The sequence below is a fragment of the Anaeromicropila populeti genome (assembly GCF_900112775.1).
Lineage (GTDB): Bacteria > Bacillota > Clostridia > Lachnospirales > Lachnospiraceae > Anaeromicropila_A > Anaeromicropila_A populeti.
The window spans coordinates 12185-30173 of sequence record NZ_FOYZ01000007.1 but is presented as its reverse complement, the minus strand read 5'-3'; the positions used below and the strand labels follow the sequence as shown (position 1 = coordinate 30173).

At 36.9% G+C, this 17989-nt stretch carries 17 protein-coding genes; 12 read left to right on the top strand and 5 right to left on the bottom strand.

The window, feature by feature from the left end; all coding sequences use genetic code 11:
- Positions 1 to 54: 54 nt before the first annotated feature.
- Positions 55 to 1284, top strand: coding sequence for an Ig-like domain-containing protein (locus BM305_RS09920; RefSeq protein ID WP_092560553.1), 1230 nt, complete (start codon positions 55 to 57; stop codon positions 1282 to 1284).
- 101 nt (positions 1285 to 1385) lie between these two features.
- A complete protein-coding gene (gene asnB / locus BM305_RS09915; protein WP_092560552.1) occupies positions 1386 to 3239 on the top strand; it encodes an asparagine synthase (glutamine-hydrolyzing) in 1854 nt (617 codons plus the stop codon).
- Between the two features lie 51 nt (positions 3240 to 3290).
- Here the strand turns inward: asnB and BM305_RS09910 are convergent, their stop codons facing one another.
- The 4 genes from BM305_RS09910 to BM305_RS09895 form a co-directional block, all read right to left on the bottom strand.
- Positions 3291 to 3878: a dipicolinate synthase subunit B gene (locus BM305_RS09910; protein WP_092560551.1), complete on the bottom strand. Its 588-nt coding sequence runs from the start codon at positions 3876 to 3878 to the stop codon at positions 3291 to 3293.
- A gap of 32 nt (positions 3879 to 3910) precedes the next feature.
- Positions 3911 to 4780 carry a dipicolinate synthase subunit DpsA gene (gene dpsA / locus BM305_RS09905; protein WP_092560550.1) on the bottom strand — a complete coding sequence of 290 codons (870 nt, stop codon included), beginning with the start codon at positions 4778 to 4780 and terminating at the stop codon, positions 3911 to 3913.
- Positions 4781 to 4981: 201 nt separating this feature from the next.
- Entirely contained in the window at positions 4982 to 5659 is a 678-nt protein-coding gene (locus BM305_RS09900) for an LrgB family protein (protein WP_092560549.1), read from the bottom strand.
- A gap of 1 nt (position 5660) precedes the next feature.
- Positions 5661 to 6023: a CidA/LrgA family protein gene (locus tag BM305_RS09895; RefSeq protein WP_092560548.1), complete on the bottom strand. Its 363-nt coding sequence runs from the start codon at positions 6021 to 6023 to the stop codon at positions 5661 to 5663.
- A 185-nt stretch (positions 6024 to 6208) separates the two neighbouring features.
- On the opposite strand from BM305_RS09895, the gene BM305_RS09890 reads away from it, so the two are divergent.
- The 5 genes from BM305_RS09890 (at position 6209) to BM305_RS09870 (ending at position 11161) form a co-directional block, all read left to right on the top strand.
- Positions 6209 to 6409: a cold-shock protein gene (locus tag BM305_RS09890; protein WP_092560547.1), complete on the top strand. Its 201-nt coding sequence runs from the start codon at positions 6209 to 6211 to the stop codon at positions 6407 to 6409.
- Positions 6410 to 6629: 220 nt separating this feature from the next.
- A complete protein-coding gene (locus BM305_RS09885) occupies positions 6630 to 7325 on the top strand; it encodes a hypothetical protein (protein ID WP_092560546.1) in 696 nt (231 codons plus the stop codon).
- A 3-nt stretch (positions 7326 to 7328) separates the two neighbouring features.
- Positions 7329 to 8900, top strand: coding sequence for an ASKHA domain-containing protein (locus tag BM305_RS09880; protein ID WP_092560545.1), 1572 nt, complete (start codon positions 7329 to 7331; stop codon positions 8898 to 8900).
- Between the two features lie 86 nt (positions 8901 to 8986).
- Complete coding sequence (locus tag BM305_RS09875; protein WP_092560544.1) at positions 8987 to 10075, top strand: PAS domain-containing protein; 1089 nt, start codon at positions 8987 to 8989, stop codon at positions 10073 to 10075.
- Positions 10076 to 10102: 27 nt separating this feature from the next.
- Positions 10103 to 11161: an aldose epimerase family protein gene (locus BM305_RS09870; protein WP_092560543.1), complete on the top strand. Its 1059-nt coding sequence runs from the start codon at positions 10103 to 10105 to the stop codon at positions 11159 to 11161.
- A gap of 91 nt (positions 11162 to 11252) precedes the next feature.
- On the opposite strand, the gene upp is transcribed toward BM305_RS09870, so the two are convergent.
- Complete coding sequence (upp, locus tag BM305_RS09865) at positions 11253 to 11882, bottom strand: uracil phosphoribosyltransferase (RefSeq protein WP_092560542.1); 630 nt, start codon at positions 11880 to 11882, stop codon at positions 11253 to 11255.
- Between the two features lie 455 nt (positions 11883 to 12337).
- On the opposite strand from upp, the gene BM305_RS09860 reads away from it, so the two are divergent.
- From BM305_RS09860 to nrdD, 5 genes are all read left to right on the top strand, one after another.
- On the top strand, positions 12338 to 12796 hold the full coding sequence (locus BM305_RS09860; RefSeq protein ID WP_143099157.1) for a hypothetical protein: 459 nt from the start codon (positions 12338 to 12340) through the stop codon (positions 12794 to 12796).
- Between the two features lie 166 nt (positions 12797 to 12962).
- The gene (locus BM305_RS09855) at positions 12963 to 13673 is read left to right on the top strand and encodes a sigma factor (protein WP_092560540.1); all 711 of its coding nucleotides are present in this window, start codon (positions 12963 to 12965) and stop codon (positions 13671 to 13673) included.
- Between the two features lie 277 nt (positions 13674 to 13950).
- Complete coding sequence (locus tag BM305_RS09850; protein ID WP_092560539.1) at positions 13951 to 14199, top strand: TM1266 family iron-only hydrogenase system putative regulator; 249 nt, start codon at positions 13951 to 13953, stop codon at positions 14197 to 14199.
- 28 nt (positions 14200 to 14227) lie between these two features.
- Positions 14228 to 15646 carry a [FeFe] hydrogenase H-cluster radical SAM maturase HydG gene (gene hydG, locus BM305_RS09845; RefSeq protein ID WP_092560538.1) on the top strand — a complete coding sequence of 473 codons (1419 nt, stop codon included), beginning with the start codon at positions 14228 to 14230 and terminating at the stop codon, positions 15644 to 15646.
- 194 nt (positions 15647 to 15840) lie between these two features.
- Positions 15841 to 17967, top strand: coding sequence for an anaerobic ribonucleoside-triphosphate reductase (gene nrdD, locus BM305_RS09840; RefSeq protein WP_092560537.1), 2127 nt, complete (start codon positions 15841 to 15843; stop codon positions 17965 to 17967).
- Positions 17968 to 17989 lie beyond the last annotated feature (22 nt).

Below are 17989 nucleotides of genomic sequence, written 5' to 3'. Positions count from 1 at the left end.
GAAAAATGTAGTATATTTAGAGTAGTAAATATAATTGAGGCGGAGGAAAAGGTTATGAAAGGTAAACAAATTTTCAGAGTGTTTAGTGTGATGCTGCTTCTTACTTTGGTGGCAGGTCTTTATGGTGAATGTTATGCAAACGTGCCAGCAGATGCCATGGTTGTGGTTTCTAATGCTGCATTTGCAAAAAAATCAGCCACAGTTGGGGTAAATGGTGCAGACGATTACGTATATGTGAAAAATGCAAGTGCAGGCGCATCCTATTATATGACTTCAAGCAAAACATCGGTTTGCAAAGTCAAGATGGATAATAGTTATGGTGCAGTCAGAGGAAAGCTGACAGGTGTAAAAAAGGGAACAGCAAAGATTACTCTATACGAAATAACAGGTGCTATAAAAACCAAAATAGGCGTATGTAAGGTAACGGTATCAGCATCAAAGCGTGCAAAGAAGAGTATAACTGTGAACCAGTATGATACGTTTGCACCAGAACTTATAAAGTATAAAAATGGATATGCATCCTATGCTTACACATCTAAGAATTCTAAGATTGTATCAGTGAAAAAGGATGGAACTATTACAGCTAAAAAGGCTGGAAAAACAACGATTATAATTAAAGAAAAGCTTGGGAAAAATACCAGAACAGTTGGCAGTGTTACCATTAAAGTTGTAGCACCTACAGTAACAGCACTGAATAGCACTGGAAAAGCAGCAGATATTGCAGAATTAGGCTATCAGAAAAGCGTTGTCTGGACTTCTTTAATTCAGGTAAAAAATTGCTCCACATATGATAAGGGGCAGGTATTTACTTTGAAAAGCAAAGATTCCTCCATTGTTTCTGTAGAAGAAATAACAGTAGGTAATAGTTCCAAAGAATACAATTTAAAAGGAACAGCGGTAGGAACAACGGAAATAGAGGTTTTGGAAACGTACAAGGGAATAACTCGGACAATTGGTACTGTTAAGGTAGAAGTGAAGGAGATTCCTGTGGAAAGCTTTGTATTCAATCCGATTTACGTGGACACTTCCTCAGGGAATTCAGCGGTAACAAGAACGGTATATTATGATTTAGAGGATGACACATTATTTATGAAATACCTGTTTTCTGTTGCACCAGCTAACACAACCGATGTGATCATGTATTCCACCAGTAATCCAGCAGTTGCAACCGTGACAGAGGACGGAGTTGTTTCTGGAGTATCAAAGGGAACAGCAACTATTACGGCAACTTGCGGAAAGTATAGTTTGTCTGTACAAATTATTGTAGATAAGTTCGAGGACTAAAAATAATTTTCACACAACAATGATAAGATTGAATGGAGAAACAGCACACAAATTCACTTTATTCGTATAATAAATAAGAGTGAATTTGGAGGTGCTGTTTTTTGTGCGGAATTGCAGGATATTTTAATTCAAATATACAATTTGAAACTGAAATGGATAAGCACAGGGACGTTGTGGGGAAAATGGGTGAAGTAATTGCCCACAGAGGACCAGATGCAGACGGAGTTGTGGTAAAGAAACATTGTGCCCTTGCCCATAGAAGACTGGCGGTTATTGATCCAGAAGGTGGAAGGCAGCCTATGGTGAAAAAGGTGCAAGATAAGGATTTTGTTATTGTATATAACGGAGAACTATACAATACAGATGAAGTGCGAGACAACTTGAAAAAGCGGGGCTGGTTTTTTGAAACATCCTCCGATACAGAAGTTGTCTTAACAGCATATATTGAATATGGAGAAGCCTGTGTAGAACATTTTAATGGAATATTTGGATTTGCCATCTGGAATCCATGGACAGAAGGACTTTTCTTGTGCAGAGATCGATTTGGCATAAAGCCTCTCTTCTATATGGAACAGGGAGATACATTTCTTTTTGCGTCGGAAATAAAAGGAATTTTAGCATATCCTTCCGTAAGTCCTGTAATTGACAAGAAGGGGTTGTGTGAAATTTTTGGAGTAGGGCCAGCAAGAAGTCCTGGTTGTGGAGTGTTTCAAGGAATTAAGGAGATTCCGCCAGGATATGCCATGCATATAGAAAAGGAAAAGCGTGACTTGTACTGCTACTGGAGCCTGACTGCATCAGAACATACAGACAGCTATGAGCAAACAGTAGAAAAAACCAGATATTTATTATTTGATGCCATTGAAAGACAGTTGGTTTCTGATGTACCAATCTGCACTTTGTTGTCCGGGGGAATTGATTCTAGTATTGTTTCTTCTGTTGCGTCATCTTTTCTTAGGAAACAGGGAAAAGTACTAGATACCTATTCCTTTGACTATAAGGACAATAGTAAATATTTTAAGGCATCCAGCTTTCAGCCATCTGAGGATCGTCCATATGTAGATATTATGGTAGATTATATAAAATCGCATCATACTTACTTAGAATGTGAAACGCCAAAGCTGCTAAATTTTTTGAAAAATGCTGTCAGAGCAAAGGATTTACCAGGAATGGTTGATGTAGATTCCTCTCTCTTTTATTTCTGCCGTGAAATAAAAAAGAATCACACAGTTTGCTTATCAGGAGAATGTGCAGACGAAATTTTTGGAGGATATCCATGGTTTAGAGATGAAGAAGTTTATAAGAAAAAAGCATTTCCATGGTCTAAAAACTTTGATTTTCGTAAGGAAATAATTGCACCAGATATTTTAGAAATGCTTCCATTGGAAGAGTATGTTCAGGAGCAGTATGACGAAACAATGAAAAGGGTTTCTAAGTTAGAGGAGGAAACGGCGCTAAAAAAGAGGCAGAGAGAAATCAGTTATCTGAACACAGCTTGGTTTATGACAACGTTACTAGATCGAAAAGACAGAATGACAATGGCAAGTGGATTAGAGGTAAGGGTACCATTTGCTGACCATCGTCTGGTGCAGTATTTATATAACGTGCCATGGGAATTTAAATACCGGAATCAAGTGGTAAAAGGTTTGCTGCGTGATGCTGCAAAGGATGTACTGCCAGAAGAGGTATTGTGGCGGAAAAAGAGTCCTTATCCAAAAACCTATGATCCTGCCTATGAGGAAATGCTAAAAAACACACTGCGTCCAATTTTAGAGAATAAGAATGCACCATTGCACCAATTAATTCATCACGAGGCAATCAGCAGGCTGATGGAATGCCGTTCGGACCTGGGCAGACCATGGTTTGGACAATTAATGGCACAGCCCCAAATGTATGCCTATTTATTTGAAATTAATTACTGGCTGGAGCATTATCAAATAAAGATTGACTTATAAATGGAACAAAGAGTGCCATTCTCTGTAAACAGAAATGGCACTCTCTTTATACTAAAGTGGAGCTTGAATAACAGGCTGAAGCTGAATGTTTTCTAAAGCAGATTCCAGGGAAGGCACAATCAAATCGAATCGGGAAACCATGGAATTTGGCTTTTGCGTACAATTATCCTGACCAAATGGAACAAAGTAAATGTGCTTTGTATTTAATAAAGTTCCAATGTTTTTAAAATTAATTCCCAGTGCATCATTGGTTGATAAAAACAGCACCAGAGGCTTATCATTTCGTAAATGTCCCTTACAAGCCATTAGTACGGGGGTATCGGTAATACCATGGCAGAGTTTTGCTAATGTGTTCCCTGTACAAGGTGCTACAAGTAATATATCCAGCATGTTCTTTGGACCCAGCGGTTCAGCAGCAGGAATAGTAAGAATAGGTGTGTTAGAAGTAATCTTCTGAGCCTTTTCCATAAAATCTTCTGCACGGCCAAAACGAGAATCTAATGTCTGAGATTTATCTGAAAATATGGGTGTTACATTTGCACCAAGCGAAACGAGATGTTCCAGTTGCTGCATAATTTTGTCGTAGGTACAAAAGGAACCAGTGAATGCAATACCAACATTACAACCGGATAATTTCATACAACCACTTCTTTCTACCTTTGAAAGCTCTATTAAGCAGATTTCAAATAAGCCAATAATGTATCTAATAATATTTCAGCTGACGTTTTTGGAGAATACTTTCCGGGCAGACCCAAACAAAGGGAAGCATTAATACCAAGCTGAGAAGCTTCAACAAAGTCCATACATCCAGGCTTTGAGGAAATATCAATAATTATTGCATCCTTTGCAATGGAGTTTAGCATGTTATTATCTATTATCTTTGCAGGAATCGTATTAAAAATAAAAGAAAAGCTGGAAATGTTTTCTTCTAAGTCAGGCAGCCATAGAGTATGATAGCCAACAGCGTCAGCTAGAACTAAGGATTCCTGCCGTCTTGCACAAACTGTGACATCGGCATTAAGTCCACGCAATTTTTCAGCCAGAACACTTCCGCATTTACCATATCCAAGAACTAAAACGGAGCTTTTATGAAGATTAACAGCACTCTTTGTAATCGCTTCTACAATAGCGCCCTCAGCTGTTGCAATAGCATTTTTTACACTGACTTCGTTCACTTCCAACAAATCAATACATTGAATTTGATTTGCTTTACAATGCTTTGATACAATTGGGCTAATGACCCCTCCAACAATAACATGATCTTTTCTAATACAGGAAATAAAATGCTTTAACGACATATCATCATTACTAATATTTGATGTTATATTAATACTACCTCTGGAAAATGGTACCGGACCTACGATAATATTCCCAAAATTCATCGCAGCTTTTAATGATGGAGACTTTTTGATACCAGGTAATTCCTCTGGCATTTCTAAGGAGTATACAGACACATCATATCCTTGCTCTAAAAGGATTTTAGCCATATAAAACTGTCTTAAGTCGCCACCGATAATGGATATTTTTTGATTATTCGGCATATAGGAACCTCCCTCTCTTATAATATATGTGATAGGTAATGGTTGGTGATATTGTTATTCTTATTTGTAGTAGTTTTATTTTATAGTAGTCATATAAGAATCTTTGTTTATTTTTTAACAATTATTATTATACATTAAAATTACAAAAATGTGTAGTGGTTTTTTAAAAAAATTATGAAATATTACGTAGAAACTCTTATCTTAGAAAAAAAGTGCCAGTAGTACAGTAATAATTCCAGACATTCCAATGGCAATTCCACTCATGGCACCCTGAATTTCACCCAGTTCAATTGCCTTGCTGGTTCCAACTGCATGACTGCATGTTCCGATGGCAGTTCCAGCTGCAACAGGATTTTGAATACGAAAAATCTTCACAAGGATTGGAGCGGTAACAGAACCCAGTATGCCAGTAGCAACTACAGCGGCAACAGTAATAGAAGGAATACCTGAAAGCTGACTGCTGACTTCCATAGCAATAGGAGTTGTTACTGATTTTGGAATTAAAGAAAAAGTAAGCGTGCTGTCTAAATGAAATAGGTGGCAAAGAAGATAGATACTTCCCATGGAAGTAAGAGAGCCAACAAAACAGCCTGCGGCAACTGGAATGAAATATTTTTTTAAAATTTCAATTTGTTTGTAAACAGAGTAACCAAGTACCGTAGTTGCAGGAGCTAAAAACAGGGATATCATATTGCCGCCTTGTTGATAATTCTCAAGGGGAATGTGAAAGCTATGCAATATTATGATAATGAAAGAAATAGCAACTAGCAAAGGATTTACAAGAGGGCTTTTTGTTTTTCTATTTAAGGCGGAACCAAGTAAAAATGCAGAAATACTTAGAAGTATTCCGAACAATGGACTTGCTGTCAAGCTATTCATGTTATTTTCCTTTCCGTTTTTCAATAAATTTTATGCATAAAGTAACTGTATAGGCAGTTGATGCAAAGGTAAGTATGGTTGATATAAAAATAATAATCAAGATGGGTAAAAGCGAATGTTTCATTGCGTCGTAATTTTTAATAATAGCAACTCCAGCTGGAATAAAGAAAAAAGCCATGGTGCCAAGTAAAAATTCGGATACTTCTTGAATATGTTCCTTTTTTAACAATCTTGTTAGTAAAAGCAAAAGTAGAAGCAATAGACTAATAATGCTGGCTGGAAACGGAATTGGGAGAATACCAGCAATTGCCTCGCTGCAAAAACAAAGTAAAAACAAAATAAAGAGCTGCTTTAATAGTTTCAATATAAATACCTCCTAATGAGTGATGGTAAAACTCATTTTCTGTTGTTAATGAACTAATCATATCATAAAGCATGAAAAGTCACAAGAAGTTACACAATAACAGTTTGACTTAACTCAATAAAAATGGTATACTTATTATATTGTGAAGGACACAATGATTATTTATTTATTATGGAGGAATTATTATGAACAAAGGTACCGTAAAATGGTTCAATAACCAAAAAGGATTCGGATTCATTTCTGACGATGCAGGGAACGACATTTTCGTTCATTATACTGGATTAAACATGGATGGCTTCAAATCACTTGAAGAAGGCCAAGCAGTTCAATTCGATGTAATCGACGGTGCAAAAGGACCTCAGGCAACTAACGTTGTAATTTGTTAATCAAAGGTAGTTTACAGTGTACCTTTATTCATATAGATTTTGATAAGTTTATACGGATATAAGTGTTATATTGTTGGAACGAAGTTGATGAAGAAAGGTTATCCCCTTTGGATAACCTTTTTTATGTGACAGGAAATTACTCCGTATTTCCTAGCACATAAAAAAGCACCCTAAAAAACGGGGTGCTGGAAGGATTTGTTTTAGCAGAAGGAGTGGACATATGTTAAAAGAGCAGATTGTGTTTCCCTTATATCGGATGTTTTCTGACAAAAGAATAATGGATCTTAATAGGAAACTTTCATCAGTGAAAATACAAGAATATCTGGCGGTATTACCTTCTGTAAAAGGGATTATGGCATGTTTTAGCAGGCAGGATTTTAAAGAAGGAAGATGTGAACTGGAAGGAAAGCAGTTATATATGCAAGATTATGCAAGGCAAAGAAGTGCCATAGTATATTGCGAGGCATGGAAGGAGATAGATAAGAACCAGCTGCTTGCTGTTATGACCTATGCCTTAACATGCGGTCAGGAACCATCCTTTTCTCATCCGTCTGATGAATTATATGCACATATGTTTCAAACATATAGTCTAGATTTCTCCAGAAAAATATTAGAAGATAATCTAATGCAGATTGCCAGACAGGAGTATGGCAAAGCAGAAGATTTACATATATTACCTTCATTTGGACCAGGCTTTTTTGGAATGGATTTTTTGGAATGTGAAAAGCTTATTTCATTATTGGAGGGGGCTAAGGTAGGAATTACAACCTCAAATGGCATGTTACATCCTTTAAAAAGCTGTGTTGGTATTTTAATTTGTATAAAGGGGAACGCTAAGATTGGTCTGGAACCTTGTCAATATTGCAGTGCAACAAAAGACAGCTGTGAATTTTGTACGTTTTATGGAGGAAAATAAGCAATGGTGGAAGTAACGGTTTTACCAGTTCAGAATAAATTTTATGCAGAGGAGTCCACCTCATTAATGGATATAATGAGTCAGAATAAGTTAGAAGTTCCATTTGTCTGCGGTGGACATGGACTTTGTGGAAAATGTAAAGTGCTGGTTTCAAAAGGAAATGATAAAAACTTTTCAGATGCAGAATTAAAACTGTTAAGTGAAGAAGAAAGAACCAGAGGACTCCGCTTGGCTTGTGAGATGAAAGTGGAACAGGATATCTGCATAATAATAGATCAGTATTCAGAAGACGTTACTTCGCTGACAAAGTCTTATAAAGAGAGGAAAAATCATTCCTATACAAAGAAAGATACCTTTGTAATGGCAGTGGATTTAGGGACAACAACTATAGTAGCAAGCTTTCTATATAATAGAGAAGAGCGAATTTATACTATTACGAGGACTAATCCACAAAGCAGTTATGGACTGGATGTAGTGGCGCGGATTTCTTATGCTATAATAAGCGAGAAAAACCAAGTGCTTCTGCATGAGATAGTAATAGATTGTTTTAGGGAGATGATAAGAGAATTCGCAGAAACTTATCATATTTTAGCGGAACAAGTGAAAGAGATTGTGATAATGGGAAATACAACCATGATTCACCTGGCTTTTAATGAGTCCTTAGAGGGATTGGCAAAGGTTCCATTTACGTATGAAAGAAAAGAACGAGTAGTACTGGCAAAGGAATTAAAGATAGAAATCAAAGAAAATGGTAAAGTGTTGACACCAGCATTGATCGGCGGACATGTGGGAACTGATACGTTAGGCTGCATTTTAGAAACAAAAATGTGGCGTAGAGAAGGCTGCTGTTTAATGATAGATATTGGAACAAACGGTGAAATTGTAGTATCAAAAGAAGGAAAGCTTTATGCGTGCTCTACGGCTGCTGGTCCGGCTTTTGAGGGCGGAAACATTGTACAGGGAATGAAGGCGCAGGCAGGAGCGGTTTATAAGGCAGAGGTACGGCAAAGGAAAATTGATTATGAAGTAATAGGCGGAGGCAAAGCCACTGGAATCTGTGGTTCTGGGCTGATTGATATAGTTAGTTGTATGTTGGAATTGAGGATAATGGATGAGACAGGAAGAATAGTGCCAGCTGGCTTGGTGGGGCATGAAGATGAGGCAGCAGAAAAATTTGTTATTACGCCTATTGGAAGTAGTCCTGAGGTAGCTGTTTACCAGAAGGATATTCGCCAGCTTCAATTAGCAAAGGCTGCTATTTATGCAGGGGTGCAGATGTTGTTGGAGCATCTGTCCATCTGTTCAGAAGAGTTAGATAAAATTTTTATTGCCGGGGCATTTGGTAATAACTTAAATATTGAAAGAGCAGTAAAAATAGGGCTGCTTCCCGATGTGCCTAGTGACAAGTATGAATATATAGGAAATGGTTCTTTGCTTGGCGGAGAAATCATTTTGAAAAATGAAATTAGCTTTCAAGAGGCAAATGAAATTGCAAAGCAGGTTACACATGTAGAACTGGCAGAACAGGAGAGATTTCAGCAGATTTTTATTGCCTCCATGGATTTTAATAGATAAATAAAACAATATTTTCTTGATAAACAATGTTCTCTTGTTTATAATGATAAAAGGGTTTACACAAAAGGTAAGTGAGGTACTGGTAGATGAAGAGAATAGCCAAGAAGTTATTTCAAGAGTTTGTAGATTACATTGATTTTCCGACTATGATTTATTTTTATGAATCCGGTAAAATTTTCGCTATAAATGAACCTGCTAAGGCAATCATAGGGGCAAAAAGCAAAGAGGTAGCAGTGCTTTTGGAAAATCAAGAAAGAATCCGGTTTAATCGGGAAATATTGGATTATGGGAAAGAATTATTTTATAACAAATGGATGTGTATTGGAGAAGAAAAGTGGGAGGTTGATTTTGAAATAAATTGTTTTCCGTTGGATAATCAACACATTGTTGTCTGTTTTTTTGAGCAGTCGTATAAACAAGTTTATGTCAAACATTTATCTGTCCAAATTCCCAGGATGTTTTTAAAGGATGCGGATTTGAACTTTTTGTCAGTTAGTCATTATTTTATGTTGGATGCTAACATGCAGAATCATTACATTGGGAAAAAAAATGATTCCTTTTTGGATCCGGAATCCAGTGAGTATATAGATGAAATTGAAAGAGAGATTATGGAGGACGGAATATCACAATACAATATGATACATACAATGAAGGTGATAGGAAGAACAGAATATTTTGTAAAAACCAACAGAATGCGGGTTATAGATCGAAATGGTAAGGGAGTAGCCATATTAGGAGTGTATTCCTTGATTTTAAATCGAAATGAATACAAGGGAATGTTAGATGCAACATTAAGGGAAAACGGAATTTTGAATCAAATTTTCTGGAGAAGCGGATTGTATATTTTTAGCTGGAAGCTGGTGGATAAGTGGCCTGTTGAATACGTTTCACCTAATTTCAGCGTATTTGGATATACCATGTATGAGCTATATAGTGGTAAAGTTAAGTGGAAGGACATCATTCATCCAGATGACTGGGATGATATGGAAAGTGCAGTGAAAGAATTTATTCAAAATGGAAGTAAGTCGATGAAGATTTTAAGTTATCGAATTAAGAAAGCAGATGGTCAATATGTCTGGATAAAGGATGAGACATTTAATATATCAATGACAGGAGAGCAATGGTACAGGGAAGGTGTTATTACGGATATTAATGAAAAGAAAATTTTATTGTAAATACAACAGAAAGGTTGGTGTAAGTTTATGTTAACAAAGAAAGAACTTTTTGGTTACACAAAGGATGGTCAGGAGGTATTTTCCTATACATTGTCTAATGATAATGGAATGTCTGTGACTTGTTTAGATTACGGCGCAGTGATTACGAAGGTGATTGTACCAGACAGAAATGGGAAAGCAGAGGATGTTGTTCTTGGCTTTGAGAATGTCGCTGGTTATGAGGAAAATGGTTCAGCACTAGGATCCTTTATTGGACGGCATGCAAACAGGATTGCAGGAGGAAAGGTTACCCTTGGAGGAAAACTGTATCAGCTTCTGCAAAACGACAGAGGAAATAATCTACATGGTGGAATACCTGGATATAATAAGGTGATGTATGAGGTAGAGTGCTTTGAAGATGATGGTTCGATTTCTATTGAGTTTTCAAGACTAAGTCCTGATATGGAGCAGGGTTTTCCAGGCAATTTGGATTTAAGTGTAACCTATTCGTTAACAAGTGAAAATGAGTTAGTAATTGAGTATGTAGGTGTATCAGACCAGGAGACGGTTGTAAATCTGACCAATCACTCTTATTTTAATCTAGGAGGACATAACTCAGGTTCTGTATTGGATCAGCAGGTGAAGATTTACTCAAATCAATTTTTACCTACAGATGATACCATGATTCCTACTGGTGTATTTGAAAATGTAGAAGGTACTCCTATGGATTTCAGAACGTTTAAGAAGATTGGACAGGATATTAATTGTGATTATAAGCCACTAAAGCAAGGAGGCGGTTATGACCACAACTATGTGTTAGATACCTCTGGAGAAGGAGTGGAACTTGTAGCGGAGCTTTATGATGAGAAGAGCGGAAGAGTAATGGAAGTCTATACTGATTTGCCAGGACTTCAGCTTTATTCTGCAAATTTTCTGGAAGAAGTTGAAAACGGTAAAGAGGGTGCCCAGTATCATAGCAGGGAAGGTGTCTGCTTTGAAACACAATTTTATCCAAATGCATGTAATATGAAAGAATTCCCATCCAGTATTCTGCCAGCAGGACAAGAATTCAATTACGTAACTGTTTATAAATTTAAAACAAATTAAATGGGAAGGCGGATGCTTTCTGGCATATAAAAAGAACCTTTGCAAATAGCATAATGCTGTTTTGCAAAAGTTCTTTTGTATTTGTAACAAACTATTTTGTTCCGTAGATTCTATCTCCGGCATCGCCAAGTCCAGGTAAAATGTAACCGTTTTCGTTTAAACATTCATCCAGTGAGCCAATGAAGATATCTACATCCGGATGAGCTGCCTGTAATGCCTTAACACCTTCTGGTGCAGCAATTAAGCAGAGAAAATGAATCTTCGTAATATCTCTTGCCTTTAACTGGCTGATAGCAGCAATCGCTGAACCGCCTGTTGCAAGCATAGGATCAACTACGAAAATCTCACGTTCAGCAGCATCATGAGGAAGTTTGCAGAAGTATTCTACTGGTTCCAATGTTTCTTCATTACGGTACATTCCAATGTGACCAACTTTTGCATTAGGAATTAGATTAAGAATTCCGTCTGCCATGTGAAGTCCAGCACGCAGTATTGGGACAATACATAGTTTTTTACCTGCTATTTCTTTTACAGTGGTTTTCACGAGTGGAGTCTCAATCTCGATATCACTCAGTTCCAGTTTACGAGTTGCTTCATAACAAATAAGCATTGCAACTTCAGCAACCAGGTCTCGAAATTCCTTGGTTGAGGTGGTCTTCACCCGCATAATACCTATCTTGTGTTGAATCAATGGATGATCCATGATAGTTGTTTGTGACATATGTCTACCTCCAGATTTTTCAAAGAATATTAGCACAAAAGTGGTCTATTCTAAATCATTTGACTTTATTATAACATTTTTTTATGTATAAGAAAAGGGATATTTGAAGGAATATGAAAAGCTTTATAAAAGAGGAGAGGCCTGATAGAAATTCTACCAGGCTATTTTATGAAAAAAATTATCTATTTTACTTTTAGCTAGTAAACTAGCTTAGATGCTTGCTACTGTATTTGTTGTTTACAGTTATAGTATAGTCTGAAAATATGAGAGATGTATGGATATAGTATGAACATTTTGTGAATAATGCATTCATATATTTGCAATAAAATTAATTCATAATTTCATGTAATTTACAAACAAATTTCCGATTGCTGAATAATATAGTAGCAGAACAGCTTATAATATATCAATGACTAGATGTGAGAATGCAATGACAAGGAAGGCTGGTGGATATTTTGTCAAGTGTGTTCAAAAAGCTTATCACAAAGGAACTAGGTGCCAATCAATATAATAAATATTTCTTTTGTTATCAAAAGTTAATTATAGAAAAAAAATATGATAGTACCAAATTGAGTAATAAAGAAATCTATGATGACATTTACAGTATATTAAAAGACAGAGATGTAAATTCTCTGGAAAATATGCTGGAGCGGCTGTTGGATGCCATGCATTTAGCACTTCGTATCAGCAGACAGTTTTTCTTTATTTCTTTTGTGTATATTTGTGCCATATTATTTTTAATATCTCAGGGTCTTTTAATCTGGATTACACTGGTTGGTGTAGTGGCATTGACAGGAGCATTTCTATATAAAGTATGTGAATTTGTAGTAAACAAATATTGCTTTATTGATGCTCATATTATTTTAGTGTACAAATCGGTTTTAGATGAACTGATTTTTTTAAAAAGCAGTTAATCGGTCAGAGAAAAAGGGAATTAAACTAATGCATGTAAAAAGCAAAGGTTTAATTCTCTTTGTTGTCATATATAAAACTATTGGTGTATCATGAAAAATATTGTATAATAGTTTTCAGAGTGTGAAGACTGCAAATGAATATTTAAAAAGCGACAGGAGAATTTTTATGATAGATCAAAATAAATTTTTAGAAGTGTTAAAGGATATAATGGAGGCTGCAAAGAAACATGATAATGAGATTACAAAGGATGAGATTTCTACCCTGCTTGGGGACATTACGCTTTCTCAGGAACAGATGGATTCGGTTTATCAGTATTTGGCTGAAAACCGGATCCGGGTAAAGGGGGTTGTTTCACTGGAACAAGAGGAGTCAGAAGAAGACTCTATGTATTTAAAAATGTATATGAAAGAACTTGGTGCAGTAAAAGCGTTATCGGCAGAAGAAAAATTAGTGCTGTTGGAAAAATATGCAGAAGGGAGTACCGAGGCAAAGGACAAGCTGCTGGAGGCATCCCTGCATGATGTGGTTTCTATTGCGAAAAAGCACCGAAATAAAGGGGTAAGTATAGAAGATTTGATTCAGGAAGGAAATATTGGATTGTTACGTGGGCTGTCCCAGTTGCCAGAGGAAAAAGAGAAGATTACAAAAAGCTATCTAAAGGATGCCATTCAGTCAGCGGTTCTGGAAGCTCTGGAAGAAAGAAACCATGAAGTGGAGCAGGAAAGGGCAGTGGTTGCAAAGGCGAATTTAATCCATGAAGCAATGAGACAGCTTACCGAGGACATGGGTGGAATCCCTACGGCAGAGGAACTGGCAGAGTATACGAAGCTGGATCTGGATGAGATTCGGGATATATTGGAGTTGTCTGTGGAATAAATCCATGAAACTTGACTTGAATTTCTCCTGCCAACAAGGTATAATGAGAAAGAATAATCAATAACAATGTCTGATGATATGGGGATACCCGTATGATGAGAGCTGGAATAAGTATCTTTTCTGAATACTTAAGGTACGCCTGAGTGAAAGAACAAGGTAAATATGACTTATGTAGTAGTTGCATAAGAATTTTTGCTGCGTATTCAGAAGAAACGCAGCATTTTTTTATGTAAAAGGAAATTGCTCCGCAATAGGAATTTATGAGAGGAGAATCATCATGGAGACTAAAATCGCATTAATTGGAATTATTGTAGAAGAAAGTGAAGCAGTTGAAAAAGTAAATGAGCTTTTACATCAGTTTCGTGAATATGTGGTAGGACGTATGGGACTTCCCTACCGTCCTAAAAACGTAAACATTATTTCAGTTGTGGTAGATGCTCCTGAAACAGTGATTAGCAGCCTTTCTGGAAAATTAGGTATGGTAAAAGGAATTTCAGTGAAGTCAGTCCAGGCAAAGACAAAATAAACTTTGAATTAGGAAAGGAAGAATCGTTATGTATAATGTAATGTCTAAGGCAGCAGAGGAATTTATTGATAATCAGGAAATTCTGGATACTATTGCGTATGCCAAAGAAAATAAAAGCAATCAAGAGCTGATAGAGAATATTTTAGAAAAGGCGAAGGAATGTAAAGGACTAAGCCACAGAGAGGCATTGGTTTTACTGGAATGTGATTTAGAAGAGCAGAATAAAAAAATAGTAGAGCTGGCAATGGAGATCAAACAAAAGTTTTACGGGAATCGTATTGTTATGTTTGCCCCTCTTTATTTATCAAATTATTGTGTAAATGGCTGTGTGTATTGTCCGTATCACCAAAAGAATACTACGATTAAACGTAAAAAACTGACTCAGGAGGAAATCAGGCAGGAGGTAATTGCCTTACAGGATATGGGACATAAGAGGCTTGCACTGGAGACAGGAGAAGACCCAGTCAATAGCCCAATTGAGTATGTGCTGGAAAGTATTAAGACGATTTATGATATCAAACATAAAAACGGTGCTATTCGCCGTGTTAATGTAAATATTGCTGCTACAACAGTAGAAAATTATAAGAAATTAAAGGATGCAGGGATTGGTACCTATATTTTATTTCAGGAAACTTATCATAAGGAGAATTACGAAAAGCTTCATCCGACAGGCCCAAAGCACAATTATGCATATCACACAGAGGCAATGGATCGGGCAATGGAAGCAGGGATAGATGACGTGGGAGTTGGCGTTTTGTTTGGCTTAAATATGTACCGGTATGATTTTGTCGGACTATTAATGCACGCAGAGCATTTAGAAGCAGCCATGGGGGTTGGTCCACATACCATTAGTGTGCCAAGAATACGGCCAGCAGATGATATTAATCCAGATGATTTTTCTGATGGGATTAGTGACGAAATGTTTGAAAAAATCGTGGCAGTATTGAGGATTGCTGTTCCGTATACAGGTATTATTGTGTCAACAAGAGAAACGCAGCAGTCAAGGGAGAGAGTATTGAGAGTGGGAGTTTCACAAATCAGCGGCGGCTCCCGCACCAGCGTGGGAGGTTATGCAGAGGAAGAAACTGAAGAGGATAATTCAAAACAATTTGATACCAGTGATACCAGGACACTGGATGAAATTATAAACTGGCTGTTAGAACTGGGCTACATTCCAAGCTTTTGTACGGCATGCTACAGAGAAGGAAGAACAGGAGACCGTTTTATGACCCTGGTAAAATCGGGTCAGATAGCAAATTGCTGTCAGCCAAATGCGTTAATGACATTAGAAGAGTATATGGTGGATTATGCCTCAGAGGATACTAGAAATAAGGGGAATGTTGTCATTGAAAAGGAAATAGAAAGAATTACAAATCCAAAGGTTTATGAAATTGCAAAAGAAAGACTTGAACTGATAAAAAGCGGAAAAAGAGATTTTCGATTTTAGGGTAACTAGCGAAGAACACAAGATGTAGTAAGTAAAAAATAGTAAACACAATATATTGTTGTTTTTGGTGACGGACTGCTAGACAAAGAAAACTAAATATGTTATACTATAGAAAGCTGTTTGAGAAAACCATAGGTTGTTTCATTCAGCTTTGCTTATTACACATAACAAAAGTGAAGGAAGGCTTATACAACATGAATGTAATTAAGAGAGATGGCAGAGTTGTCTCATATGACAGAAATAAAATATTAAAAGCAATTCGTAAGGCAAATCTTGAGGTAGAAGAATACGAAAAGATTGCGGAAGATAAGATAGAAGGGATTGTTGCAAGTATTGAGAATGTAGGGCGGGAAACGTTGCAGGTTGAGGACATTCAAGATATGATAGAACAAAAAATTATGGCAGAGGGTAAATTTGTTCTTGCAAAAACCTATATTATTTACCGGTATACAAGAGAACTGGTGCGTAAGGCGAATACAACAGATGATTCCATTTTAAGTCTGATTAAAAACAGCAATAAAGATGTAATGGAAGAAAACTCTAATAAAAATGCTGTTATTGCCTCCACACAAAGAGATTTAATTGCAGGAGAAGTATCCAAGGACTTAACCAGAAGAATATTATTGCCAGAAAAGATTTCAAAGGCACATGAAGAAGGCATTTTGCATTTTCACGATGCAGATTACTTTTTGCAGCCTATTTTTAACTGTTGTCTGATTAATATAAAGGACATGCTGGATAACGGTACGGTAATGAATGGAAAGCTGATAGAAAGTCCGAAAAGCTTTCAGGTTGCATGTACTGTAATGACACAGATTATTTCTGCTGTTGCCAGCAGCCAGTATGGAGGTCAGTCGGTAGATGTAAGACATCTGGGAAAATATTTAAGAAGAAGCCGTGATAAGTATAGAAATCATTACAAGACAAAGTATGCAGGGAAAATAGAGGATGAACTAATGGAACAGTTTATTCAAGATCGGCTGAGAGATGAATTAAAATCTGGTGTTCAGACAATACAATATCAGATTAATACATTAATGACTACAAATGGCCAGTCACCATTTGTTACTTTGTTCTTAAATTTAGATCCAACAGATGAATATATTGATGAAAATGCAATGATAGTGGAAGAAATTTTAAGGCAGCGGCTGGAAGGTATTAAAAATGAGAAGGGTGTATTTGTAACGCCTGCTTTCCCTAAGTTGATTTATGTATTGGATGAACATAATTGTTTAAAAGGTGGAACATATGATTATATTACAAAGCTGGCGGTGAAATGTTCTGCAAAGCGGTTATATCCTGACTATATTTCAGCTAAAAAAATGCGTGAGACTTATGAAGGAAATGTATTCAGCTGTATGGGCTGCCGCAGCTTTTTATCTACTTGGAAGGATGAGAATGGGGACTATAAATTTGAAGGACGGTTTAACCAGGGAGTAGTGAGTCTTAACCTGCCTCAAATCGGTATTATTGCAGACAGAGATGAAGAGGTATTCTGGCAGCTGCTGGAGGAAAGACTTGCCCTTTGTTTTGAAGCACTAATGTGCAGGCATCGCTCCTTAGAGGGAACACTTTCAGATGTGAGTCCGATTCACTGGCAGTATGGAGCAATTGCAAGACTTCCTAAGGGTGAGAAGGTTGATAAGCTGCTTCATGATGGGTATTCCACTATCTCATTAGGGTATATAGGACTTTATGAGGTGACAAGAATTATGACAGGAGAAAGTCATACACAGCCAGAGGGATTAGCATTTGCCAAAAAGCTGATGAATCGTTTGAAAAAGGCTACGGATACCTGGAAGGAAGAAACTGGTTTAGGCTTTGGCCTATATGGTACACCAGCAGAATCCTTGTGTTACCGTTTCGCCCGGATTGACCAAAAGAAATTTGGAGATATTGAAGATGTTACGGATAAAGGCTATTATACAAACTCGTATCATGTAGACGTAAGAGAAAAAATGGACGCATTTAGTAAATTCCAGTTTGAAAGCCAGTTCCAGGATATTTCAACAGGCGGAGCGATTTCCTATGTGGAGATACCAAACATGAGGCATAATATAGAAGCCCTTGAGGATATGGTACGGTTTATTTACGACAATATTCAGTATGCGGAATTCAATACAAAGTCGGACTATTGCCATGAATGCGGCTATGATGGTGAAATTATAATTAATGATGAGCTAGAGTGGGAATGTCCACAATGTCACAATAAGGATCAGGCAAAAATGAATGTAACCAGAAGAACCTGTGGATATCTTGGGGAAAATTTTTGGAATGTGGGGAAAACGAAGGAGATAAAGTCCAGAGTACTGCATTTGTAAAAAATTAAATAGGGAAAATGCT

What these genes read in the sequence shown, in the direction of transcription:
- BM305_RS09920 (WP_092560553.1), top strand. Translation starts at nt 55, where the DNA reads ATGAAAGGTAAACAAATTTTCAGAGTGTTTAGTGTGATGCTGCTTCTT.
- BM305_RS09910 (WP_092560551.1), bottom strand. Translation starts at nt 3,878, where the DNA reads ATGAAATTATCCGGTTGTAATGTTGGTATTGCATTCACTGGTTCCTTT.
- dpsA (WP_092560550.1), bottom strand. Translation starts at nt 4,780, where the DNA reads ATGCCGAATAATCAAAAAATATCCATTATCGGTGGCGACTTAAGACAG.
- BM305_RS09900 (WP_092560549.1), bottom strand. Translation starts at nt 5,659, where the DNA reads ATGAATAGCTTGACAGCAAGTCCATTGTTCGGAATACTTCTAAGTATT.
- BM305_RS09890 (WP_092560547.1), top strand. Translation starts at nt 6,209, where the DNA reads ATGAACAAAGGTACCGTAAAATGGTTCAATAACCAAAAAGGATTCGGA.
- BM305_RS09885 (WP_092560546.1), top strand. Translation starts at nt 6,630, where the DNA reads ATGTTAAAAGAGCAGATTGTGTTTCCCTTATATCGGATGTTTTCTGAC.
- BM305_RS09880 (WP_092560545.1), top strand. Translation starts at nt 7,329, where the DNA reads ATGGTGGAAGTAACGGTTTTACCAGTTCAGAATAAATTTTATGCAGAG.
- BM305_RS09875 (WP_092560544.1), top strand. Translation starts at nt 8,987, where the DNA reads ATGAAGAGAATAGCCAAGAAGTTATTTCAAGAGTTTGTAGATTACATT.
- BM305_RS09870 (WP_092560543.1), top strand. Translation starts at nt 10,103, where the DNA reads ATGTTAACAAAGAAAGAACTTTTTGGTTACACAAAGGATGGTCAGGAG.
- upp (WP_092560542.1), bottom strand. Translation starts at nt 11,882, where the DNA reads ATGTCACAAACAACTATCATGGATCATCCATTGATTCAACACAAGATA.
- BM305_RS09855 (WP_092560540.1), top strand. Translation starts at nt 12,963, where the DNA reads ATGATAGATCAAAATAAATTTTTAGAAGTGTTAAAGGATATAATGGAG.
- BM305_RS09850 (WP_092560539.1), top strand. Translation starts at nt 13,951, where the DNA reads ATGGAGACTAAAATCGCATTAATTGGAATTATTGTAGAAGAAAGTGAA.
- hydG (WP_092560538.1), top strand. Translation starts at nt 14,228, where the DNA reads ATGTATAATGTAATGTCTAAGGCAGCAGAGGAATTTATTGATAATCAG.
- nrdD (WP_092560537.1), top strand. Translation starts at nt 15,841, where the DNA reads ATGAATGTAATTAAGAGAGATGGCAGAGTTGTCTCATATGACAGAAAT.